Here is a 23,080-nt window from a genome sequence, read left to right as displayed (position 1 = left end):
AGCGTCGGCCGCAAATCAGAGGTGGGACACGAAGATAGCCATCGGACCCATCCGACAAACGCTAGATCCGACCGGTGGTGGCAGCCCGATGTCGAGCCAGGACGTTCCGCTGATCTCAGTGATCACGCCAACCCACAATCGCCGCAGCCAGGTCGTGCGCGCGGTGGAAAGCGTTCTGGCGCAGACACTTACCCGCTTCGAGCACATTGTGGTCGACGACGGTTCGACCGACGGGACGGCCGCTGCGCTCGCCGAAATCCGCGACCCGAGGCTGATTTATGTCGGCGCCAAATGGCGCGGCGCCAATGCCGCGCGCAATGCGGGCATCGAACGCGCACGGGCGCCGGTCGTGACGTTTCTCGATTCGGACGACGTCTATCTGCCGGACCGGCTGGAACGAACACTGGCGCGCTTCGACCAGAACCCCTCGCTCGAAGTCCTCATCAGCTCGTTCGTATCGCTGAAGGGCGGCCGCAGCACCAAATGCATCAATCGCGACGCCTTCCTCGACAAGAGCACGCTGCAGCGCGCCCTGGTCTCGCAGACCATCTTCATTGCCGGCTCGGCGATCACCGCAAGGCGCGAGTCGCTGCTCGCGATCGGCGGCTATGACAGCGACATCACGCGCATGCAGGATCGCGAATTGCTGCTGCGCTTTGCCCAACGCGGCGGCGCCTTGCTGTCCGAGGACATCGACTGGAAGAAGTACAATTCGGAGAATTCGATCTCAGGCCGCCGCGATGGCTATGTCGAGGCCTATGCCAGTCTGATCGACAAGCATCCTTATATCGCCGACCGCTATCCCGACGTTCCGCCTTACATGATAGCGCGCCAGATCATCGCCGATATCCTCAAGGGCAGGTTGCCGCAGGCGTTTTCGGGCTATCATGCCAACCGTTCGTCCAAGTCGCTCGGCTACTCGCCCGCCGAACTCTTGCGCGGCTATGTCGTCGGCCGCCGCTGGCGGCGCGATTGCTACGACGAGTTCCGCGCCAAATACGGCGCCCGGGCGGTCTGAGAACCGCAAGACGGCTATCTGTCGAGTTCCGGGAAATAAGGATCGGAAAACCGCTGCCGCAGGCGCTCGCCCAGCAGGCAATCGACCGGCATCGCATCCTCGACGTGGAAGGATCTGGCGCCTGTCAGGCCGCTGACTTCCTGGACCAGCTTGCGGCGGACGGCGGTCGAGAATTCGGACGCCGCATAGATCGGCAGCACGAACGAACCGGCTCCTCCGGTCACGCAGTCGGCGTAGTAGCGGTCGAGACGGCCGACACTCGGCGACGGACTGATCAGTATAGGCAGGCCGTTGATGACGACACCGCTGGCAACGGCGGCATCGCGGACTGCCGTGACGGGCAGCCCGGTATTGTTAGGCCCGTCTCCCGATATGTCGATGACGCGGCGTGGCGCCGAAAAGCCGGTTCTCTCCAGGAGCCCGGCGCCGAAGCCGAGGGCGCCCGAGATGGAGGTGCCGCGGAAGCTGCGGAACGGCCGCGTGGCGATCTTGTCGGCGAAGGCGTTGGCGCTGTCCTCGCCGTCGATGATCTGCCAGGCAATGGCCCCGTCCTCGCGCACGACGCCCGCCCATTCGAAATAGGCGAGCGCTATGCGGCCATTTGGACCCGCGCGTACGGCGTTGATGAAGTCGGGATGGCGCAGCGCTTCGACATAGCCGGCGCGCTGCAGGGCGAGTTCACGCTGGTCCATCGACTGCGAGATATCGACGGCAAGCACAAGTTCCACGTCCACCGGCGCGCCTTTGCCCGGCATGGGCAATGGCGCCGCCTCGGCGCAGGCAAGGCACACAAGCAGGCCGAGCATCGCAAGCATGGCAGCCTCGAACGACCCGGCGGATTTTCCCGGCGATCGCGGCGAAAATAAAGCTATTTCTTCCCCTGGCGGGCAGCGATGGGTGGTGGCTCGATCGCGCCGGCGCGGACACGGGCCGGCTTCAAAGCCGGTGCGCCGGTATCCTTCACGATATTCAGCGCGCGCGGGAAGAACTGGGTGTTGTGCTGGCCCCGCCCGATATTGATGATTGCGGTTTCGGGCAGGCGCTTCTGCAGCATGGCCAGCACCCGCCGCAACGTCGGCCCGTCGAACGCATCCAGGGCTTCGTCGATGATCACCCATTTCGGCTTGCGCAAGGCGAGCCTGGCGAAAGCCAGCGCCCGTTGTTCGTCATCGCCGAGCTCGCGTTCCCATCGCCTGGGATGATCAAGAGTGGTTGCCAGTGGATCGAGGCCGACCTCGCCAAGCACCGCCGCGATCTCGGCATCGCTGGCCGGGGCCTCGCCGTTCGGATGATCGAGCACCTCGCGCAGCGTGCCGGTCGGGAAATAGGGCACGCGCGGCACGAAGATGGGGGTCTCGCCGGCCGGCAGGCCGATCCGCCCGCTCCCCCACGGCCACAGGCCGGCAAGGGCTCGGAAGAACAATGTCTTGCCGGCGCCCGGCTCGCCGGTGATCATGACGCGCTCGCCGGCGTGGATTTCGACATCCGTCTGGGCAAGCTTGGTGCAGCCTTCCGGCGAAGCCACCTGAAGCGTGTCGAAGGTCAGGCTGCCATTGGCGTTTTCGCCGAACTGGATGTGTTTTTCCGTGTCATGTAGCGCGTCGGTTTCGGTGAGCGCGATGCGGAAATCGGCCACGCGCATCAGCGTCGCGCGCCAGTCGGCTATGCTGCCGATGTTGTTGATGAACCAGCGCAGGGAAGAATGAACCTGGTTGAAGGCGCCGACCGCCATCATCAACCCGCCGAATGAGATGTCGCCCGAGAAATAGACCGGCGAAGCCACCAGGATAGGCGCCACCACCGTTATCCAGCCATAGGTGTCGGTCACCCAGGCCAGGTTGATCTGGGCGGCGAAGATGCGCCGCATGGCGCCCAGCACCGTGCCGAGATCGAGCTCGAGCCGGCGCCTGGCGTCTGGTTCGCCATGATAGAGCGCGATCGCATCGACATTCTCGTTGACCCGCACCATGGAGGAGCGCAGCTCCGCCTCGCGGGTGTAGCGCTCGCTGTTGAGGCCGATCAGCGGACGCCCGACCAGCCAGCTCAGCCACGAGGCGATGCCGGCATAGAGGAACGCGGCCCAGACCATGTAGCCCGGTATCTCCAGCGAATGGCCGCCGACATGGAACACGAAGCCGGAAGACAGCTCCCACAGCACGCCGATGAAGGAGACAAGCAGAATGAACGACTGCAGCAGGCCGACGCCCAGATCCGTCGACAGATCCGACAAATGAGCGGCATCCTGCTGCATGCGCTGGTCGGGATTGACGCCGATGGCGCCGGCATTGGCAAGCCGGAAGGCCCGCGCCGGGCGCATCCATTGATCGATCAGGTCGAGCGTCAGCGCCTCGCGCAGCCTCAGACGGATCATCTGGTTGAGCCAGGTCTGGCCGATATTGAGAACCAGCAGCCCGCCGGCGATCATCGCAAAGACCAGAAGCTGGTGCAGGAAGGCTGTCATGTCGCGTCGGGCCAGCGCATCGTAGAAAGGCTGGTTCCAGCGATTGAGCAGGACCTGTCCGACCGAGGTTGCGACGATGACCGCGACGATACCGATGGAGACCCAGGCAAGTTGCCTGCGCACCGGCGAGGATTTCAGCCCCAGCTTGATCGTCGCCACCTGGTCGGCGAGGCTGCTCGCCTCCACCGAGACAACGGGTTTCTGCGGCCCCGGCTTTTTATTGGTCTGGTCGTCCATGAAGAATATTCCTGGTTTCCGCTGCGGTCATGAACGCTGCGCCGAGCGAGCATGCCTTAGCTCGGGCATGCCTCAGATAGGGTGACGATTGCCGCGCGATGCAAGGCGCGGCGATCACGAACGCGTCACTTGGCCAGGCGCGGCATCAGCCGCACGCCGGCCAAGCCGCGTTGCCCCCTGCGGCGAGAAGACCGGCACGAAGACGCGGCGAGAGGCACGCTGCGCGACCGGCACGCCCTGGTAGAGCCGCTTCTGCGCCTCGACGACGATGACGCCGGAAAAGATCGGCCAGAACCGCCGGCCGGCCTTCTCCAGCACATTGTGGAAGCGCATCATGAAACGCCGCGGCGACGGCGGGAAGAACAGCGCATCGCTCCACGTCGCCGGGGTGAAATTCGCCTCGCGCAGCAGCTCGGTCAACTGGCCGCGCGAGAACGGTCGGCCATTACCGAAGGGCGTGTGCTCGAACCGCGCCCAGACGCCGCGCCGGTTGGGCACAACAATAACCACACGCCCGGCCGGCGACAGCACCCGCCAGATCTCGTTCAGCGTCTCGCGCGGGTTTTCGGCATGTTCGAGCGAATGCACCAAAAGCACGCGGTCGATGCAGGAATCGACCAGCGGCAGCTCCTCGTCGAAGACCAGCGCCGTCGCGGTCGGCCCCGACACCGGCCACACCACCGCGCCTTGCGTTGCCGGCATGAAGGCGAAGACGCGCTCGGCATCGGTGCCGAAGCGTTCCAGCCATGGCAGCGCATAGCCGAGGCCGACCAGCCGCTCATTGGGAACGGTCGCCCATACGGACGACAGCGCCATGGTGATCGAATGCTCGGCCAGGCGCCCGAGCGTGGTCGAATAGAAGGAACGCAGGTCGACGATATCCGAATGCATGCGCGCGACGGTAGCCGCGAAGGGGCCCAAGTTCAACAAAGGCGGAAAGTTCAACAAAGGTGCCGAGTTCAACAAACCCGGATGACATCGGCCGCCGGCCGCCCTATGTCTGCGACGACAAAGGGAGACATGCGATGCCGGTCGAAATCGAGCAGTTCATGTGCCGCACCGACAATTTCGGCGTGCTGGTCCATGATCCGAAAAGCGGACAGACGGCGATCATCGACGCGCCGGAAGAAGCGCCGATCCTGGCGGCGGTCAAGCGCACCGGCTGGACGCCGACATTGATCCTCACCACGCACCATCATGCTGATCATGTCGAAGCCAATCTGGCGCTGAAGGAACGCTTCAAATTGCGCATCGTCGGCCCGGAAGCGGAGAAGGCGAAGATCCCCGGCATCGACGAGACGGTCAGCCAAGGCTCGGTCGTGCTCCTTGGCGAGGAACGCATCGAGGTCATCGAGACGCCCGGCCATACCGCCGGCCACGTCTCCTACTATCTGCCGGCTTCGAAAGTGGCCTTCACCGCCGACACGCTGTTTTCGCTGGGTTGCGGCCGCCTGTTCGAATGCAAGCCGCCGGTCATGTATGACTCTTTGAAGAAGCTGGCGGCGCTGCCGGCGCAAACCGCCATCTATTGCGGCCACGAATACACCTTGGCCAATGCCCGTTTCGCGGTGACGGTCGACCCGACCAACTCCGCGCTGAAGCAGCGCGCGGCGAGGATCGAAGCGCTGCGCGCCGACGACAAGCCGACATTGCCGACGACCATCGGAGAGGAACTGTCGACCAACCCGTTCCTGCGCTGGCACGACCCGGCGATCCGCAAGCATCTCGGCATGGAGAAAGCTTCGGACGCCGAGGTGTTCGCCGAAATCCGCAAGCGCAAGGACAATTTTTAGTTCCACCGCATGTCGACCAAAGGCTCGACGTTCTTCGTAGCAAAGACCGCCATGACCAGCGCCGCCGAGATCATCGCAACGCTAGGCCTCAAGCCGCATCCCGAGGGCGGCTGGTACGCTGAGACCTTTCGCGACGCCGCGGGCGGCCCGCGCGGTCATTCGACCGCGATCTATTTCCTGCTCGAGCACGGCCAGCTTTCGGCCTGGCACCGGGTGAAGGACGCGGCCGAGGTCTGGCATTTTTATGCCGGAGCGCCGCTGGCGCTGTCGATGCATGAGGAAGGCGCAGGCGCCGTCATCGAGCAGGTGCTTGGCACGGCCCTTACCGCCGGCGAGCGCCCGCAGATCGTCGTGCCGGCCGGCTGGTGGCAGTCGGCGCGCAGCCTGGGCGAGTGGACGCTGGTCGGCTGCACCGTGGCGCCGGGCTTCGATTTCGCCGCTTTCGAGCTGGCCGAGCCGGGCTGGCAGCCGGCTAGAGCAATTCCAGGAAAACGGTGAGCGGTTTTCCGTCCGGAATTGTGTAAAAAACAAAGAGATAGGGCGTTTCGTCGTTTCCGTGAAACGGTGAAACGCACTAGGCGAGTAGAAGTCCCAGCGTGATCGCCAACTGGGCGGCATAGTAAAGCACCCAGACCGCATAGCGCATCCAGACGCGATGCGGCGAGATCGCCGCGAGCAGGAAGCGCTCGGCCGCCAGCAGCCCGTCCGAGGCGATGAACAGCACCGCGCCGGCAATCACCCAGGGATGGTCCGTGGTGAGCGCCGAAATGCCCATGGCGAGGATCGCCGCGACATAGACGGCGACCGGCGCGCGCAGTTGCGGGCCGACGCGGCGCCAGAGCGCGGCAAGCATGACGATGCTGAATGCGGCCATGGCCAGGGCGATCGCGCCGCGCCAGGGTTCGGCGCTCAACAGGCCGAGCCCGCCGCCTGCCTGCGAAAACAGCGCAACATAGGCGATATGACCGGCGAGAAAGCTCGCCAGCCCGCCGAGAAAGGCCTTTTCGCCGTCGCGCGACAGGAAGGCGTCGCCGACGGCGCTGAGTGCCAGCGCCGCGACCAGCAGCGGACCGCCCTGCATGGCGGCAAGCACGGCCAGCAAAGCCACGGCAAGCGTCTTTGCCGCCGTGCGCGTCCACTTCGGCGGCATGTCGAGCGCAAAGGCGTAGATCACGGCCGCGACGAACGAGAACAAAAGCGTCGCGTTGGCGTTGGCCTCGACGCCGCCTGGAAACGGCATCATGCGTTGACCTCTTTCGCCGCCGGCTTGCGCATCAGCAGCGACTTCGCCGCGAGCGCAGCGCCACCGGTGATGAGCACGCAGGCCGCGAGGATGCGCAGCGACGGCTCGGCGACGCCAGCGGCGATCAGCACCAGCGTCGACAGAAGCGGCGCGGCGTAGCTCGCGGCGCCCAGCACCTGGATGTTGCCGCGCTTGACGCCGATATCCCAGGCATAGAAGGCCGCGCCCACCGGCATCAGGCCGAGCCCGATGACGGCCAGCCATTGTCCGAGGCTGTCCGGCAGCACCGTCTTCTCAAGCAGCAGATGGCAGGCAAGCGACAGTGCCGACGTCGCCGCGCAGAACCAGGTGACGATCGAGGTCGGCACCGACGGAAAGCGCCGCGACAAGAGCGAATAGGACGACCACAACAGCGCGCAGACGGCCGCCATCGCATAGCCGAAGGCGTAGCGCGCGTCGAAGGCCAGCCCGCCGCCCTTGGTGACGATCAGGAAGGTGCCGGCAAGGCCGAGCAGCGCCCCGACGACATGGTTCCAGGCAAGCCGCTCGCCCGGCATCAGCGCCGAGCCGAGCACGATCAGCAGCGGCCACAAATAGGCGATCAGGCTCGCCTCGACCGCCGGCGCATTGCGCAGCGCCGTGAAGTAGAAGAAATGATAACCGAACAGCCCGGCAATGCCGATCACCCAGACTTGGCGAGGGATCTTCCGGCCCCGGTCGGAAGCCGGCATCACCAGCCGCGCCACGAGCCCGACGCAGGTGCCGATGGCGAAGGTGATGGCCGACAACAGGAAGGGTGGCACCTGTCCGGAAGCGTTGGTGAGCAGCGCCAGCAGCGCCCACATGGCGACCGCCGAAAACCCGATCAGTGTTGCGCGCCCCATATTTCCCCCGCCGGCGCGCGGTGGCGCCTGTCCTAATTTACCGCCTCGAACCGTCTCGCGCTGATGGTCAGCGGACCAATCTGGGTCCCGACCGTGGCGCGGATCGGCGCATATATGCCGGATTGGCCGAGCGGTGCAAACGTCACCAGCATGCGGCTCTTGTTCTTCAGGAAATTCAATGCCTTGCGGCCCTTGCGATAGCCCGCCACCGGCTCGAAGCCCATTTTGCAGGTCACCGTGTCGCCCTTGTAGCCCGGCACCGAGATCGATCCCTTGGAGGCATAGGTCAAGGTCAGGTCGGCGCGCATCTCGCCATCATAGAACTTGACCGTGCGTCCGCAGACCTTGTCCAGGCTGTCGGCATGGATGACGGTCGCGGCCATCGGATCGAGCACCGATTTCAGGTCGCTATCGCCCAGCGGCACCCAGCTCTTCGGATCGCGCTTCTTTGGCGCGGGAACGACTTGCGTGGAGGTGACGGCGCCGTTGTTGAAGCGGATATCGACCATCGAGGCCTTCTTGCCCGACGTATAGTCGGCCCGGAATGCGTGCGGTTGCATCTGCTTACCGGAAATGGTGCCTTTCGAGGAAATCGTGCCTTTCGTGTCGTCGAACAACTTGCCGAGGCCGGCGGCCGAGACGGTGCCGTCAATGGCATAGTTGTCGCCTTGGTATCGGCTGGAGAAAGTCGCCCTGGCGATCGAAAGGCCGAGAAACGACACCGTATACTCGCCCTTGAACGACTGCGGCGGCGCGGCGGCGAAGCTCGTTGCCGGCACGGCAACGGCAAGCAGGGCGGCAAGTGCATAAGAAGGACGGAGCATGGCGGCTGGCTGATCCCTGGCGGTTCGGCCGGAACGCAGCGGCTCCAGCCTGTCAGATCCCTTCGCGATGGGCTTATACTGTGAAATCCGGCCTTTATATGGAGCGTGCCTGACAGCGGGGCGCGTGCCGGAGCTTGACGCAGTGGTGAAATGCCACTATGGAACGCCAACTTTTCCAAAGGCCGCCTGACCGAGACCGCGCGCCGCCCGGCGCGGGCAGAATGGTTTGGCAGGCTTAGAACTGAGGTTAGACAAGATGTCCCGCACCTGCGAACTCACTGCCAAGGCAGTCCAGACTGGCAACAATGTGAGCCACGCCAACAACAAGACCAAGCGTCGCTTCCTGCCGAATCTGGTTAATGTGACGCTGATTTCCGAAGCGCTGAACCAGAATGTTCGCCTGCGCATTTCGGCCAACGCGCTGCGTTCGGTCGAGCACCGCGGCGGCCTCGACGCTTTCCTGGCCAAGGCCGACGTCAAGGAATTGTCGCAGCGCGCCCGTCTGCTCAAGAAGCAGATCGCCAAGAAGCTGGCCGAGCAGTCGGCCGCTTAAAGCAGCAGCTTTCAGGCGGGGGACGACCGCCTCGAGCCCCGGCCAGACCGGTGCTCGAAACAGGAGCGAGCGTCGGCATGACGCTCGGCTGGTTCCATTACCCAGGATAAAAAAATGTATTTCCTGACGCGATATTTGCCCTTCGTGGCCGCCATGGCGTTTGTCGTCGTGGCGTCGAACATCCTCGTGCAGTTCCCGATGCAGGGCCAAGTCGGTGGCCTGTCGTTGGCGGACCTGCTGACCTGGGGCGCCTTCACCTATCCTTTCTCCTTCCTGGTCACCGACCTCGCCAACCGCCGCTATGGCCCGGCCGTGGCGCGCAAGGTGGTGTTCGTCGGCTTCATGACCGCAGTGACCTGTTCGATCCTGATTCCGCCCTTCCTGTTCCGTCATGGACTGATCGAGTTCGAGACCGCCGCCGACCGGCTGGTGCGCATCGCAGCCGCCTCGGGAGCTGCCTTCCTCGCCGCGCAATTGCTGGACGTTACCGTCTTCAACCGGCTGCGCCGGCAGAGCTGGTGGCGCGCGCCGATCGTCGGCACGCTGGTCGGCTCCATCTTCGATACCGTCGTCTTCTTCGGCGTCGCCTTCTCCGCCGCCTTCGCCTTTGCCGGTCCCAACGACAGCTTCGCGCTGGAGACCGCGCCGCTGATGGGTGTGCTGCCGGTCGAGACGATGCGCTGGGTCTCCTGGGCGCTCGGCGACCTTTCGGTCAAGCTGATCATCGCCGTGGTGGCGCTGATCCCCTACCGGCTGCTCGCCGCGCGCTGGAGCCAGCCGGCGGTCGCGGTCGGAGCATGATCCCAGCAAGTGGAATCGGGCCGTGATCCCCTGGGTTCAGCTTGACTCCGCCCGCACGCCCGATGGCGGCCAGGAGCTGCGCCTGAAGCGGCGCGGCGCTGAATTCTCGATCATGCTCGGCACCAACGAGCTGATGAACAGCCGCCTCAGCGGTTCCGAGGAAGCGCTGGCCAGGCTTTCCTGTCAGCGTATCGCCGGACGCGGGCGGCCAAGCATCCTTATCGGCGGGCTCGGCATGGGCTTCACCTTGCGCGCCGCTCTCGCCGCGCTCAATGGCGATGCTGCCGTCACCGTGGCCGAGCTCGTCCCCGCGGTCGTCGACTGGGCACGCGGCCCCATGTCGGGGATCTTCGGCGGCTGCCTCGACGATCCCCGCGTCACCATTCGCGAGGCCGATGTCGGCCAGGTGATAGGGGCGGAGAAAGCCGCCTGGGACGCGATCCTGCTCGATGTCGATAATGGTCCCGAAGGCATCGTCCACAAGGGCAATGACACGCTCTATGGCGCTGCCGGCCTTACGGCCGCGCGCGCCGCGTTGAAGCCTGGCGGCGTGCTGGCGGTCTGGTCGCAGGGGCCGGACAGCGGCTTCACCCGGCGGCTGAAACAGGCCGGCTTCGCGGTCGAGGAAATCAACACGCGGGCCAACGGCAAGCGCGGCGCCCGCCACGTCATCTGGATCGCAACCAACCAGGGCTGACGCTTTCAGCCACAGCCGCGGCGGCTTTACGCTTTGTTACGCCCGATCGTGCAGGATCGCGAAAATTCTCCAGAGTGGTGCGCCGTTTCACGGAAACGGCGGACCACTTTATCTCTTTGTTTTGACGCAATTCCTGACGGAAAACCGTGGCACACTTTTCCTGGAATTGCTCTAGGGCATTGCGACCAGCATGACCGTGCAAGGCACCGGTTGGAAAAACGACCTTCTGCTTGCGCTGTGCGCGACGCTGGTGGTGCTGACGATCAACGCCGTTTCCGGTTTTCCGACCCTTGGCGACTATGGCGCCGATAATGACAGCATGCTGCGGCTGGTGGAGGTTCGCGACCTGCTCGGCGGCCAAAGCTGGTTCGATCTCCACCAATACAGAATGGGCACCTCGGGCGGCTTCGTCATGCATTGGTCCCGGCTTGTCGATACGCCGCTCGCGCTGATCATCATGGCCTTCGATGCGCTGGGCGCCAGCACGGCCACGGCCGAGCGTGCCGCGCAGATCATCTGGCCGACCCTCCTCTACGGACTGACCATATTCGTGCTCATGCGCGCCTCGCAGCGCTTCGCCGCTGCGAATGTCGCGATGCCGGCAGTCATTCTGTCGACGGCGGCGCTTTTCTACCTGGTGATCTACAGCCCGGGCGTGATCGATCACCACAATGTCCAGCTGCTGCTGACGGCGGCCGGCCTCTGGCTTCTGATGGAAGCGCCCTTCTGGCGGCCCGCTGCCCTTCTGTCGGGCATTTGCGCCGGCCTGACGCTCGCGGTTGGCATGGAGACGGCTCCCTATGTGGCGGAGCTCGGCATCTGCGCCGCTGTCCTGTTCGTTCTCGACGACAAGGAGCGCGTCACGGCGCGAGGCTTCGGCCTCGGATTTGCCGGCATCGCCTCACTGGTCCTCGTGGCGACCATCCGGCCGGCCGACTGGGGCGTGGCCCAATGCGACGCCTTCTCCTCTTTCCAGTTCGCCGTTGCCGCATTGTCCGGCTTCGGCCTCGTGATCGCCAGTACCTTTGCCGCATCCAGCCGCCGGGCGCGGCTGGTTTCGATGCTGGTGCTGATGGCGGTGGTCGCCGTCGTTGTGATCGTGTTCTTCCCGCAATGCCTGGCATCGCCCTATGCGGGCATGGACGAACGTATCCGCACCTATTGGCTGGCCGACGTGGTCGAAGCACAGCCCTTCTGGAGCGTCGCCATCCACCAGCCGAAGCTGATGGCGGCGCGCTATGTGACGCCCTTCATCGCGATCCTGCTGGTCGGCTTTCAGCTCCGAACCCGTCGGCTGCGCCGCGCCGAGATGCTCGCCGCCATCCTGCTCGTCGTCGCCTTCGGCGTCAGCCTATGGCAGGTGCGCGGCTCGACCTTCTCCGTCGCCATCGCCGTGCTGCCGCTTTCGGCCTGGATCGCGAGAATCCGCCTGCGGGCGGACGCCGCGCCCTCGTGGCGCCTTTCCACCGGCATCGTCATGGCGTGGCTGGTCTCGCTCAACGCGACCTGGGCCGGGGTCGCGGTGGCGGCGCAGTCCGTGGTTCGGCAGGCGCCACAGCGGGTTAATTCCGACCCCGACCATGCCGTGACCTGCGGCAAGCCGGGCGACTTCCACGATCTTGCCGCGATGCCCGCGACGACGGTGCTTGCCTCGTCCAATCTCGGCTCGGGAATATTGACGTTCACCGGCCATCGGGCGCTGGCCGGCCCTTACCACCGCAATGTCGGCGGCAATCTCGCCATGCTCGACGCTTTCATGGGAACGCCGGAGGCCGCCCGCGCCGTCATCGAACGCGAGCATGTCGGGCTGGTCGCGATCTGCCGCGGCAACACGGAAGAGATATCGCTGGCTCTGGACGCGCCGAAGGGCCTTGTCGCGGCGTTGCTGCGGGGCGACCTGCCTGAGTGGCTCGAACTGGACCAGTCTACCGCGGGAAAGCCGATCGAGATCTACAAGGTTCGTTGAATATCGGCCCGCGGCCATATCAGCATCGTCGACAGCGCCCTTCGCAATACGCCTGCTCTGCGCTGATGCAATTTCACTGCGTGATTTAGAAAACCGCTATCGAAATCAGTTCCATGGATCGTTGCAATCCAGCCTGTGCTTTGGTTAGCATCTCGTTTAGGCGGCGATATATGTATTCAAGAAATTTGGATTCGGGGTTTTAGCTTGGGGAGAAGACATCCATGTCGGCCATAGAGGGCGCGGCGGCGCCAGCATCAGCCACACAAACGCTGCAGCATATTGTCTCTCACATGGTGGACGCCGTGAACCGCGCCGCGTTTGTGGAAAAGCCTTTCTGGCATCTGGAAATGACCGATGTTTTCCCGGCGGACCTTTATCGGCGCATGCGCGCCGCCATGCCGGAGGCGCGCGAATATCGTGCGCTCAAGGGACGCAACAATGTGAATATCAAGGCTGACGGCACCGCAACGCGGATCAAGATCGACCTCTACCCCGAATACATCCGCCATCTGCCGGAAGAGAAACGGGCGATTTGGTCCCTGGTTGGCAAGGCATTGCATGCGCCGCAGCTGAAGGACGCATTCATGCGCCGCCTTGCCCCGGGCTTGGAGCGCCGGTTCGGCTCGGACTTCATGAAGGTCGGCATGTATCCGGTGCCGATGCTGACGCGCGACGTGGCGGGCTACAAGATCGGCTTCCATACCGACACGAAATGGAAGGGCATCACGGTCCAGTTCTACCTGCCGGAGGACGACTCGATCAACCATATCGGCACCCGCTTCGCCGAGCGCATGCCGGACGGGCGTTTCGAGAATTCGCACCGGATGTCGTTTTCGCCGAACACCGGCTACGCCTTTGCGGTCGGCACCGACACCTGGCACGCGGTCGACACCGTCGGACCGGAAGTCCGCACCCGCGACAGCATCCTTCACACCTATTTCGTGGACAACACCGCGACGCTCAAGATCCGTAACCGGAGCAAGCGCGCGGCCAATTTCGTGATGAACGAAGTCCGCCACGTCGGCCGGTAATCTCTCGGCGCCCACCGTCGGCACGGCTGAATCCATGCCAGCCAGCCGTCGTCAATTCTGGTGCAGGATGAATTCCAGGTAGAGGTTGCGCTGCAGGATCGAATGGTTGTCGTCGGATATCAGCGACACCATCAGCGCGCCGTCGTCGCGGGTCCAGACGTCGAGCCCTTCCATATTGTCGATTTGGTAGCCCATATCGGCCTCCATCAGCACCGGCCCGTCGGCGATCGCGCCCTTCTCGACGCTTTCGCCAAAGATGCGCCGCAGCCGCATTTTCACCCCGCGCGCGATCGAAAAACTGCGCTCCAGCAGCAATAGGTCGCCATCCGGCAGGAAGGCACCGTCGGTTATGTCGAAATCGCCATCGCGCTTCACGGTGAAGACGCCCTTATGCGGCCCCTCGATAATGGCGGCGTAGACGTTGCCGGCTTCATCGAGGCTCCTCTCCGAGACCACGATCAAGCCGCCCGCGTGCTGCCCATAAGGATTGGCATGGGTGACGGTCTCGAAGCCGCGGTTCTGGCGCAGCTCCCGGGCGGGGATCTGGTAATCGAGCTGCCGGATCGGCGCTTTCATATTGTCGGGATCGATCCTGAACTGGGCGACGCGCTGGTTGCGCTCAAAGCCGACGGTGGCGATACCGTCCCTGACCGCGAGCCCCTCAGCGTCGACCTTCCATTTCCGGTCGATCGGCCGGCCCGAAGCGTCGACCATCTGCTGCAGGCGGAAGTTCGAAACGCCCGACGGACGTCGGTCGGCGTCATGCGTGATCGTGCCGAAGAACCAGAAGCCGGTGTCGGCGACGCTGATGAAGTCGCTGCCCGGCTTCAGAAAGCGAAAAGCCGACAGCGCGCCGAAATCGCGCGCCGGCGAGGTCATCTCCAGCCCGCCGACGAATTCAAGCGGCCCGAACCGCGTCTCGTCGCGGCCGATATGGAACTGGCTGATCGGCCGCGCCGAAATCTCGACTGTTTCGACGGGAGTTCCCGGAGCGGCAATTACCGGTGAGGCGCAGGCCAGCACGCAGGCGAAAAGCGTCCGCCGCGCACGCCGCCCCGAAAGGATCATCCGGCGCGTCGCAATCCGCCGCGCCGCGTGTCGCGTGCGCTCTCCTCGCCGAACAGCGAGGCGAGCTGCTCAGTCATAGCGCCAGCGAGTTCCTCGGCATCGACGATGGTGACGGCGCGGCGATAATAGCGCGTGACGTCGTGGCCGATGCCGATCGCCAGAAGCTCGACCGGCGAGCGCGTTTCGATCAGCTCGATGACCGCCCGCAGATGGCGTTCCAGGTAATTGCCCGGATTGACCGACAGCGTGGAATCGTCGACCGGCGCGCCATCCGAGATCATCATCAGGATCTTGCGCTGCTCGGGCCGGCCGATCAGCCGGTTATGCGCCCATAGCAGCGCCTCGCCGTCGATGTTTTCCTTCAGCAGGCCTTCGCGCATCATCAGCCCGAGATTGCGCCGCGCGCGCCGCCACGGATGATCGGCGGACTTGTAGATGATGTGGCGCAGGTCGTTGAGTCGGCCGGGATTAGGCGGCTTGCCGTCCTTCAGCCATTTCTCGCGCGCCTGCCCGCCTTTCCACGCCCGCGTGGTGAAGCCGAGGATTTCGACCGAAACGCCGCAACGCTCCAGCGTGCGCGCCAGGATGTCGGCGCAGGTCGCGGCGACGGTGATCGGCCGGCCGCGCATGGAGCCCGAATTGTCGAGCACCAGCGACACCACCGTGTCGCGGAACTTGGTGTCGCGCTCCTGCTTGAATGACAGCGGCTGCATCGGGTCGATGACCACGCGCACCAGGCGGGCCGGATCGAGATAGCCTTCCTCCAGGTCGAAATCCCAGGAGCGGTTCTGCTGCGCCATCAGCCGGCGCTGCAGCCGGTTGGCGAGCCGCCCGACGACGCCGGAAAGGTTGGCAAGCTGCTTGTCGAGGAAGGCGCGCAGCCGGTCGAGCTCCTCTTCCTCGCACAGTTCCTCGGCGCCTACTGTCTCGTCGAAGCCGGTGGTAAACACCTTGTAATCGATCTCTTTCGGCAGGTTCAGGAACGGATTGTCGTTGCGCTTGGCCTCGCCCGGCGTCTCGGCGTCGGCGTCGTCCTCATCGGACAGGTCGTCGGAGGTGGCGTCGGTCGCTTCGGTCTCGGCCGACTCTTCGTCGTCGGCGGAGGCTTCGGCATCTTCCGACTGCGACTGCTCGGAGCCTGAATCCTCCTCGCCGCCTTCCTCGCTCTGTTCCTCGCCCTGCTGCTCGTTCTCTTCGTTTTCCTCCGAGTCGTCGGTTTCCTGGTCTTCGCCGAGTTGCTCGGCCATTTCCATGGAAACCAGCATGTCGCGCACGACGCGGGCAAAGGCCTGCTGGTCCTCGAGCTTGGCCGACAGGCCGTCCAGCTCGCCGCTCGCCTTTTCCTCGATCCAGGGACGCCAGAGATCGACCAGCCGCTCGCCGCTCTTCGGCACGGAACGTCCGGTGAGCTTCTCGCGCACCATCAGTGCAATCGCTTCCTCGAGCGGCGCGTCCGCCTTGTCCCTGACGTCGACGAGGTTCGCCTTGGCGTATTTATCCTCGAGCATCGAACCGATATTGTCGGCCACGCCCTGCATGGCGCGGCTGCCGATCGCCTCGACGCGCGCCTGCTCGACGGCGTCGAAGATGGAACGCGCCAGCTTGCCTTCCGGCGCCAACCTGTTGTGGATGCGCTGATCGTGGCAGGCGCGCTTCAGCGCCATGGAATCGCCCAGGCCGCGCGTGATCGCAATGTCGTTGCGGGACGCTTTCTTCGGCAGTTCGGGTAGGCGCGCGCGGTTGCCGGCCAAAGCCGGCCGGTCCTTGGCAAAACCGACCTCGAGGTCCTTGTCGCCGGCGACGGCGCGCATGCACACGGTCACCGCGCGCTTGAAGCTGTCGGCTTCAGACCCGTTCTTCGGCTTGTTGCGCGTGTTGTCGCCTGGACCCGCCATGATCATTCCCTGCGCGATTCATGCTGAAAGGCTGGAGGCCTCTTCAGCCGCGCGCCTACCCCAGCACCACGTTCGCGGCGCTTTCCGGCAGATCCTCGCCGAAGGCGCGCTGGTAGAACTCGGCCACCACCGAACGCTCCAGCTCGTCGCACTTGTTGAGGAAGGTCAGCCGGAACGCCATGCCGATATCGCCGAAAATCTCGGCGTTCTCGGCCCAGGTGATGACGGTGCGCGGGCTCATCACGGTCGACAGGTCGCCATTGATGAAGGCCGAACGCGTCATGTCGGCGACGCGCACCATCTTGTTGACGATGTCCTTGCCCTTGCTGTCGCGATAGTGCTTGGCCTTGGCCAGCACGATATTCACTTCATTGTCGTGCGGCAGGTAATTGAGCGTGGTGACGATCGACCAGCGGTCCATCTGCGCCTGGTTGATCTGCTGCGTACCGTGATAGAGGCCCGTGGTGTCGCCGAGACCGACCGTGTTGGCGGTGGCGAACAGCCGGAATGCAGGGTGCGGGCGGATGACCCGGCTCTGGTCGAGCAGGGTCAGGCGACCCGACGATTCCAGCACGCGCTGGATGACGAACATCACGTCCGGACGGCCGGCATCATATTCGTCGAAGCAGAGCGCCACATTGTGCTGATAGGCCCAGGGCAGGATGCCGTCACGGAATTCGGTGACCTGCAGCCCTTCCTTGACGACGATGGCGTCCTTGCCGACGAGGTCGATGCGGCTGACATGGCTGTCGAGGTTGACGCGCACGCAGGGCCAGTTGAGCCGCGCTGCGACCTGCTCGATATGCGTCGACTTACCGGTGCCGTGATAGCCCGACACCATGACGCGGCGGTTGTAGGCAAAGCCGGCGAGGATCGCCAGTGTCGTCGCCTTGTCGAACAGATAGTCCGGGTCGATGTCCGGCACATGCTCCGTCGCCGCCGAATAGGCGGGAACGATCATCTTGGAATCGAAGCCGAATTTCTCCTTCACCGGCACGGTCGTGTCGGGCAGGTTGGCGATGTCGCGATCGACCTTGTTCATCACTATCAACGTCTCCACGGGCGAAACGCCGCGTTTCGCCGGCAATCGATTTTGTCCGGGGGCGGTCTTAGAGCCTTTTCCAACCATATGAAAGTTGGAAAAACGACTTGGTACCGTGGGGCCGCTCAGCACAATCCTGCTTGCTTGAGCACGCGATAGGCCTGCAGCACATCGCGGAACCGGTCTTCCGAACCTCTGTCGCCGCCATTCGCATCCGGATGGTGGCGCTTAACGAGTTCCTTATAGCGCGCCTTGATGTCCTGACCAGTCGCCTTTGTGTCAAGGCCAAGCGTTTCCAGCGCCTTGGCCTCAAGTGGCTTTGCCTTGCGCTCGCGCGGCTCGCGTGCTCCGCCGCTGAACAGATTGAAGGGATCGCGCATGCGGTTGTAGTAGCCGGCCCGCCCCGAACGCTGCTGCGCGAAATCCGGCGCCGAGCGCGTCCCGCCGCCATTGGCGCCCATGCGCCATGTCGGCCTGTGGCCGGTCAGCGCCTCCTTCTGGAAGCGGGCGATCTCAGTGTCCGACACGCCGGAGAAGTAATTGAAGCCCTTGTTGTATTCGCGCACATGGTCGAAGCAGAAGCGAAAATACTCGCCCTCCTTGAGGCGCCCGACCGGCGCGCGATGCGTGCCGGCTTCGTTGCAGCCGTCCCACTGGCAGATCGGCGCGCGCGACTTCAGCTCCGCGTCCTTCTCCGGCCGAATTCGAATTTTCTCGAAATATTTGGGGTACGCTTTCATCTCACCCATTTATGGGCTGTTCGCAGGTGCGAAACAAGAATTGACATTTCGCCGATGATCGCCCTAACCGCTGAATCGCGGCTTAAAAGCGGTCGAAATTCAAGATTTTGCGGCTATGCCGCAGATGTGGGGAAGGGAAACCCGGATGTCCATACAGTCGACAATCGAAAACAAGCTGAAAGCGGCATTTTCGCCCGAACGGCTAGCGGTCATCAATGAGAGCCACCTTCACGCCGGGCATCATCACGTCGAGTCCGGCCACCACGCGACGTTCGACGGCGCCGGCGAGACGCATTTTCGCGTTCGCATCGTTTCGCCGAGCTTTGCCGGCATGGCTCGCATCGAGCGCCACCGTGCCGTCAACGAATTGCTCGCGGACGAACTGAAGTCCGGCGTGCATGCGCTGGCGATCGAGCCGGCGGCGCCCGGCGAGAAGACGCGCTGGTAAGCTCTCAGCCGACGCTCGCCTTGAGGAAGGCCAACACAGCCGCGGTCAAGGCGTCGCCGTCCTGGCCGAAATCGCGATTGATCGACATGTGCGTATAGGCGCTGCCGTCGAACAACGTGACTTTGGCGCCGGTGGCGCGCAGGCGTTCCGCGAAAGCCTTCGACGCCTCGCCTCGCCCGGGCGCGCGCGAATAGGCGATGAAGGTCGGCGGATGTTTCCTGCCGTCGACATAGGTCGACGGCGATAGCGCCGCCCATTGTGTCGGGTCGGGAAAGGCACGCGCATAGGCGCCGATCATGCCGCCATTCCTGGAAAGCGCTGCAAGATCATAGGCCCTGGTATCGTCCAGGATCAGCGCGGCGACACCGGGCAAACCGCCGCGCATGCCGGTCAGCGCGATCAGATGGCACCCGGCCGAATGGCCCATGCCGACGATGCGACTGGGATCGCCGCCGTATCGGGCAATGTTGGCGCGCACATAGCCGTAGGCCTTTTCGACGTCGCCGGCCTGGGTGGCGACATCGGCTTCCGGCAGCATGCGGTAATCGATCGAGACGAACACGAAGCCATTGGCGAGCAGGAAGTCCGGCTTTGAGCCGACCTGGCCGCGTTTGCCGAACCGCCAGGCGCCGCCATGGACAAAGAAAACCACCGGCAGGTTGTTTGCGCCGTCCGGCGCGTAGATATCGAGCTTGGCCGGACCGTAATCGATGGTTTGCGGTGCCTGCCGGCCCGGACGCCTGGCGGCTGACGCACCTGCCGGCAGCAGCGCCCCCAGGCATGCCGCGATGAAGCCGCGTCGATCGATCATCGTCATCTCCGGCCAGGTTGCGGCGCAGGCGCGCCGCGCACCTCGATTGGATCAATAATGACAACTTGTGGGCAGCAAACCAAATCAGGACCTTGAAGCTCCGCCGGCAATCACCACGTATTTCTCGGGCGAGCATTTTCGGCCGCGTCGGGTATCCCCCGGGTCAATGCCAGATTGCATGCGCTATCCTTCATGTGAAGGGAACAAACAGTGCTTTCCGGCAGTTGATGCAGCGATGAGCCGATTGGCAGCCCACCGGCTCCGAGGCAAAGCACCATGCGCGAGAACCAATCAGACGTCTTCGATCTGTTTTCGGAGATTTATTCCAACGCGGCTCAGGAAGAGATCAGCCTGCAGCAATATCTCCTGGCCTGCCGCGAAGACAAATCCATGTATGCGTCGGCGCCCGAACGCATGGTTGAGGCGATCGGTGAGCCGAACCTGGTCGACACCAGCAAGGACGAGCGGCTCGGCCGCATTTTCTCCAACCGCACCATCAAGGTCTATCCCTCCTTCTCCGACTTCTACGGAATGGAGGATACGATCGAGCGCATCGCCGGATATTTCCGCTATGCCTCGCAGGGCCTCGAGGAGCGCAAGCAGATCCTCTATCTCCTTGGCCCGGTCGGCGGCGGCAAATCCTCACTAGCCGAACGGCTGAAGAAGCTGATGGAGGAGCGCCCGATCTACACGCTCAAGGTCGGCAATAAGATCAGCCCGGTCTTCGAATCGCCGCTCGGCCTTTTCCATCCCGATCGCATGGGCGATCTGCTGGAGGATAAATACGGCATCGCCCGCCGCCGCCTGAACGGATTGATTTCGCCCTGGGCGGCCAAGCGCCTCGACGAACTGTCGGGCGACATCTCCAAATTCAGCGTGGTCAAGCTGATGCCGTCGCGGCTGCGCCAGATCGCCATCGCCAAGACCGAGCCCGGCGACGAGAACAACCAGGATGTCTCGGCCCTGGTCGGCAAGGTCGACATCAGGCAGTTGGAGCACTTCAGCCAGTCCGACCCGGACGCCTACTCCTACAGCGGCGGCCTCAACCGGACCACGCAAGGGCTGCTCGAATTCGTCGAGATGTTCAAGGCGCCCATCAAGGTCCTGCACCCATTGCTGACGGCAACCCAGGAAGGCAGCTACAACGGCACCGAGAATTTCGGTGCCTTCCCCTATCAGGGCATCGTCGTGGCCCATTCCAACGAATCGGAATGGCAGCAGTTCAAGAACAACAAGAACAATGAAGCCTTCCTCGACCGCATCCTCGTGGTCAAGGTTCCCTATTGCCTTCGTGTTACCGAGGAGAGGCACATTTACGAGAAGCTGCTGCGCGAGAGCGAGCTGGCAAACAGCCCATGCGCGCCCGAAGTGCTGGACATTCTCAGCCGCTTCACCGTCTCGACCCGCCTTGCCGAGCACGAGAACTCACCGCTCTACACCAAGATGCGCGCCTATGACGGCGAGAACCTCAAGGAGATCGACCCCAAGGCCAAGTCGGTCCAGGAATATCGCGACGCTGCAGGCGTCGACGAGGGCATGACCGGGGTAAGCACGCGCTTTGCCTTCAAGATCCTGTCGCAGACGTTCAACTACGACACCAAGGAGGTGGCGGCCGATCCCGTGCACCTGATGTACATCCTCGAGGAGGCCATCAAGCGCGAGCAATTCCCGAAGGAAACGGAGGCCGCCTTCCTCGAATTCATCAAGTCGGAACTTGCGACGCGGTATGCCGAATTCATCGGCCATGAGATCCAGAAGGCCTATCTGGAGTCCTACAGCGAGTACGGTCAGAACCTCTTCGACCGCTACATCGCCTATGCCGACGCCTGGATCGAGGATCAGGACTACAAGGACCCCGACACTGGCCAGATCCTCAACCGCGAGGTGCTGGACAAGGAATTGTCGCAGGTCGAAAAACCGGCCGGCATCGCCAACCCCAAGGACTTCCGCAACGAAGTGGTCAAATTCACCTTGCGTGCCCGGGCGCGCAACCACGGCCGCAATCCCTCCTGGACGAGCTATGAAAAGCTTCGCGAGGTCATCGAGAAGCGCATGTTCGGCCAAGTCGAGGACCTGCTGCCGGTGATCAGCTTCGGCTCCAAGCAGGACAGCGTCACGGAGAAGCGGCACAACGAATTCGTGCAGCGTATGGTGGAACGCGGCTACACCCAGCGGCAGGTTCGCCGGCTGGTCGACTGGTATATGCGCGTGAACAAGGCGGGTTGAGCAAAGCCGGGACGGTTCCATGCCGATCTTCATCGACCGCCGCCTGAACCCGAAGGACAAGAGCCTGGGCAATCGCCAGCGCTTCCTCCGGCGCGCCCGTGATGAGCTCAAGCGCAGCATCCGCGACCACGTCCGAACAGGTCGTATCGCCGACATTGACCGCGAGCATGCCGTGCCGATGCCTCGCAAGGGCACCAGCGAACCGACCTTCGGCGACGACAAGGAAAGCGGCAGGCGCCAGCACATCCTGCCCGGCAACAGGACATTCAGCCCTGGCGATCTTATCTCCAAACCGGGTGGCGGCGGAGGCTACGGATCGGCTCCAGGGACCACGGAATCCGAAGACGACTTCCGCTTTGTGCTGTCACGCGAGGAAGTGCTCGACCTTTTCTTCGAGGACCTCGAACTGCCGGATCTGGTCAAGCTCAATCTCAAGCAGATACTGAGCTTCAAGCCGAGACGGGCAGGCTTCACGGCAAGCGGAGCGCCGACCAACATCAATGTCGGGCGCACGATGCGCAACAGCCATGGGCGCCGCATCGCGCTCAGACGCCCCAAGCAGGCGGAGTTGGACGCAATCGCCCTGCAGATTGCCGAGCTTGAAGCGAAGCCGGCAAGCACGGCCATGAGCGAACGCATCGCTGCCCTGCGCGAGGAGTTCGACCGGATCGAGCGCAGGCGCAGGCGAATTGCCTATGTCGATCCGGTCGATATCCGGTTCAATCGCTTCGATCCCCAGCCGGTGCCGAACGCCAGCGCGGTGATGTTCTGTTTGATGGACGTCTCCGGCTCGATGGGAGAGCGCGAGAAGGATCTGGCCAAACGCTTCTTCGTGCTGCTGCATCTGTTTCTGACACGGCGCTACGAACGCACCGAGGTCGTCTTCATCCGCCACACTCACGAAGCCAAGGAGGTGGACGAGCATACGTTCTTCTACCACACCGAAAGCGGCGGCACTGTCGTCTCCACCGCGCTCGAGGAAATGCACCGCATCATCGAGGAACGCTACCCGGTCGCCGAATGGAACATCTACGCCGCACAGGCCTCCGACGGCGACAATTTCGCCACCGATTCCGAGCGCTGCATAGAACTGCTCGACCGCAAGCTGATGCGGCTTTGCCAGTATTTCGCCTATGTGGAGATCATCGACGAGCGGGAAAGCCACATTTTCGGCTCGACCGAGAACGGCACATCGCTCTGGCGCGCCTACAACGCCGTCGACGGAAAATGGCCGAATTTCCAGATGAGGCGCATCGCCGCGCCGGCCGACATATACCCGGTCTTCCGCGAGCTCTTCGCCAGGCAACCTGATCTGCGCAAGAGCGCTTGAGGACTGAGGCTC

Annotated in this window: 22 protein-coding genes; 11 read left to right on the top strand and 11 right to left on the bottom strand. The window is 63.7% G+C overall.

What is annotated here, in order from left to right; all coding sequences use genetic code 11:
* Positions 1–88: 88 nt before the first annotated feature.
* The gene (locus tag LB515_RS15750) at positions 89–1,018 is read left to right on the top strand and encodes a glycosyltransferase family 2 protein (RefSeq protein WP_224527381.1); all 930 of its coding nucleotides are present in this window, start codon (positions 89–91) and stop codon (positions 1,016–1,018) included.
* Positions 1,019–1,032: 14 nt separating this feature from the next.
* Here LB515_RS15750 and LB515_RS15745 read toward each other — a convergent pair whose 3' ends face one another.
* From LB515_RS15745 to LB515_RS15735, 3 genes are all read right to left on the bottom strand, one after another.
* Entirely contained in the window at positions 1,033–1,833 is an 801-nt protein-coding gene (locus tag LB515_RS15745) for a DUF1194 domain-containing protein (RefSeq protein WP_224708262.1), read from the bottom strand.
* Positions 1,834–1,886: 53 nt separating this feature from the next.
* On the bottom strand, positions 1,887–3,716 hold the full coding sequence (locus LB515_RS15740) for an ABC transporter ATP-binding protein/permease (protein WP_224708261.1): 1,830 nt from the start codon (positions 3,714–3,716) through the stop codon (positions 1,887–1,889).
* Between the two features lie 114 nt (positions 3,717–3,830).
* Complete coding sequence (locus LB515_RS15735) at positions 3,831–4,607, bottom strand: class I SAM-dependent methyltransferase (RefSeq protein ID WP_095767455.1); 777 nt, start codon at positions 4,605–4,607, stop codon at positions 3,831–3,833.
* Between the two features lie 134 nt (positions 4,608–4,741).
* On the opposite strand from LB515_RS15735, the gene gloB reads away from it, so the two are divergent.
* Both gloB and LB515_RS15725 read left to right on the top strand, forming a co-directional pair.
* On the top strand, positions 4,742–5,509 hold the full coding sequence (gene gloB / locus LB515_RS15730; protein ID WP_224708260.1) for a hydroxyacylglutathione hydrolase: 768 nt from the start codon (positions 4,742–4,744) through the stop codon (positions 5,507–5,509).
* A gap of 51 nt (positions 5,510–5,560) precedes the next feature.
* Positions 5,561–6,007: a cupin domain-containing protein gene (locus LB515_RS15725; RefSeq protein WP_224708315.1), complete on the top strand. Its 447-nt coding sequence runs from the start codon at positions 5,561–5,563 to the stop codon at positions 6,005–6,007.
* A gap of 76 nt (positions 6,008–6,083) precedes the next feature.
* Here LB515_RS15725 and LB515_RS15720 read toward each other — a convergent pair whose 3' ends face one another.
* The 3 genes from LB515_RS15720 to LB515_RS15710 are packed head-to-tail and all read right to left on the bottom strand — an operon-like array spanning position 6,084 to position 8,460.
* On the bottom strand, positions 6,084–6,752 hold the full coding sequence (locus tag LB515_RS15720) for a lysoplasmalogenase (protein WP_224708259.1): 669 nt from the start codon (positions 6,750–6,752) through the stop codon (positions 6,084–6,086).
* Entirely contained in the window at positions 6,749–7,636 is an 888-nt protein-coding gene (locus LB515_RS15715) for a DMT family transporter (protein ID WP_095767451.1), read from the bottom strand. Before LB515_RS15715 ends, LB515_RS15720 begins: the two co-directional genes overlap by 4 nt.
* Positions 7,637–7,668: 32 nt before the next feature.
* Positions 7,669–8,460 (bottom strand): DUF3108 domain-containing protein, encoded by a 792-nt coding sequence (locus tag LB515_RS15710; RefSeq protein WP_095767450.1) that lies wholly within the window; start codon positions 8,458–8,460, stop codon positions 7,669–7,671.
* A gap of 256 nt (positions 8,461–8,716) precedes the next feature.
* Here LB515_RS15710 and rpmB point away from each other — a divergent pair, with 256 nt between their 5' ends.
* The 5 genes from rpmB to LB515_RS15685 all read left to right on the top strand — a co-directional run bounded on the left by rpmB (position 8,717) and on the right by LB515_RS15685 (position 13,508).
* On the top strand, positions 8,717–9,013 hold the full coding sequence (gene rpmB / locus LB515_RS15705; RefSeq protein ID WP_095767449.1) for a 50S ribosomal protein L28: 297 nt from the start codon (positions 8,717–8,719) through the stop codon (positions 9,011–9,013).
* Between the two features lie 114 nt (positions 9,014–9,127).
* Positions 9,128–9,814 carry a queuosine precursor transporter gene (locus LB515_RS15700; protein WP_224527360.1) on the top strand — a complete coding sequence of 229 codons (687 nt, stop codon included), beginning with the start codon at positions 9,128–9,130 and terminating at the stop codon, positions 9,812–9,814.
* Between the two features lie 22 nt (positions 9,815–9,836).
* Positions 9,837–10,511 carry a hypothetical protein gene (locus LB515_RS15695; protein ID WP_224708258.1) on the top strand — a complete coding sequence of 225 codons (675 nt, stop codon included), beginning with the start codon at positions 9,837–9,839 and terminating at the stop codon, positions 10,509–10,511.
* 190 nt (positions 10,512–10,701) lie between these two features.
* Complete coding sequence (locus LB515_RS15690; protein ID WP_224708257.1) at positions 10,702–12,477, top strand: GtrA family protein; 1,776 nt, start codon at positions 10,702–10,704, stop codon at positions 12,475–12,477.
* 221 nt (positions 12,478–12,698) lie between these two features.
* Entirely contained in the window at positions 12,699–13,508 is an 810-nt protein-coding gene (locus LB515_RS15685; RefSeq protein WP_224708256.1) for a hypothetical protein, read from the top strand.
* Positions 13,509–13,559: 51 nt separating this feature from the next.
* On the opposite strand, the gene LB515_RS15680 is transcribed toward LB515_RS15685, so the two are convergent.
* From LB515_RS15680 to LB515_RS15665, 4 genes are all read right to left on the bottom strand, one after another.
* A complete protein-coding gene (locus LB515_RS15680; RefSeq protein WP_224708255.1) occupies positions 13,560–14,576 on the bottom strand; it encodes an esterase-like activity of phytase family protein in 1,017 nt (338 codons plus the stop codon).
* Positions 14,573–16,471: a cobaltochelatase subunit CobT gene (gene cobT / locus LB515_RS15675; protein WP_224708254.1), complete on the bottom strand. Its 1,899-nt coding sequence runs from the start codon at positions 16,469–16,471 to the stop codon at positions 14,573–14,575. Before cobT ends, LB515_RS15680 begins: the two co-directional genes overlap by 4 nt.
* 55 nt (positions 16,472–16,526) lie before the next feature.
* A complete protein-coding gene (cobS, locus tag LB515_RS15670; RefSeq protein ID WP_095767438.1) occupies positions 16,527–17,513 on the bottom strand; it encodes a cobaltochelatase subunit CobS in 987 nt (328 codons plus the stop codon).
* Between the two features lie 125 nt (positions 17,514–17,638).
* Complete coding sequence (locus LB515_RS15665; RefSeq protein WP_095767437.1) at positions 17,639–18,262, bottom strand: J domain-containing protein; 624 nt, start codon at positions 18,260–18,262, stop codon at positions 17,639–17,641.
* Positions 18,263–18,398: 136 nt separating this feature from the next.
* Here LB515_RS15665 and LB515_RS15660 point away from each other — a divergent pair, with 136 nt between their 5' ends.
* A complete protein-coding gene (locus LB515_RS15660; RefSeq protein ID WP_224708253.1) occupies positions 18,399–18,701 on the top strand; it encodes a BolA family protein in 303 nt (100 codons plus the stop codon).
* A gap of 4 nt (positions 18,702–18,705) precedes the next feature.
* On the opposite strand, the gene LB515_RS15655 is transcribed toward LB515_RS15660, so the two are convergent.
* The gene (locus LB515_RS15655) at positions 18,706–19,512 is read right to left on the bottom strand and encodes an alpha/beta hydrolase (RefSeq protein WP_224708252.1); all 807 of its coding nucleotides are present in this window, start codon (positions 19,510–19,512) and stop codon (positions 18,706–18,708) included.
* 276 nt (positions 19,513–19,788) lie between these two features.
* Between LB515_RS15655 and LB515_RS15650 the strand changes: the two genes are divergently transcribed.
* Positions 19,789–21,738 (top strand): PrkA family serine protein kinase, encoded by a 1,950-nt coding sequence (locus LB515_RS15650; protein ID WP_095767435.1) that lies wholly within the window; start codon positions 19,789–19,791, stop codon positions 21,736–21,738.
* 19 nt (positions 21,739–21,757) lie between these two features.
* On the top strand, positions 21,758–23,068 hold the full coding sequence (locus tag LB515_RS15645) for a YeaH/YhbH family protein (RefSeq protein ID WP_095767434.1): 1,311 nt from the start codon (positions 21,758–21,760) through the stop codon (positions 23,066–23,068).
* Positions 23,069–23,080 lie beyond the last annotated feature (12 nt).

The sequence above is a fragment of the Mesorhizobium sp. CA15 genome (assembly GCF_020165215.1).
GTDB lineage: Bacteria > Pseudomonadota > Alphaproteobacteria > Rhizobiales > Rhizobiaceae > Mesorhizobium.
This window is presented reverse-complemented; position numbering and strand designations above follow the sequence as displayed.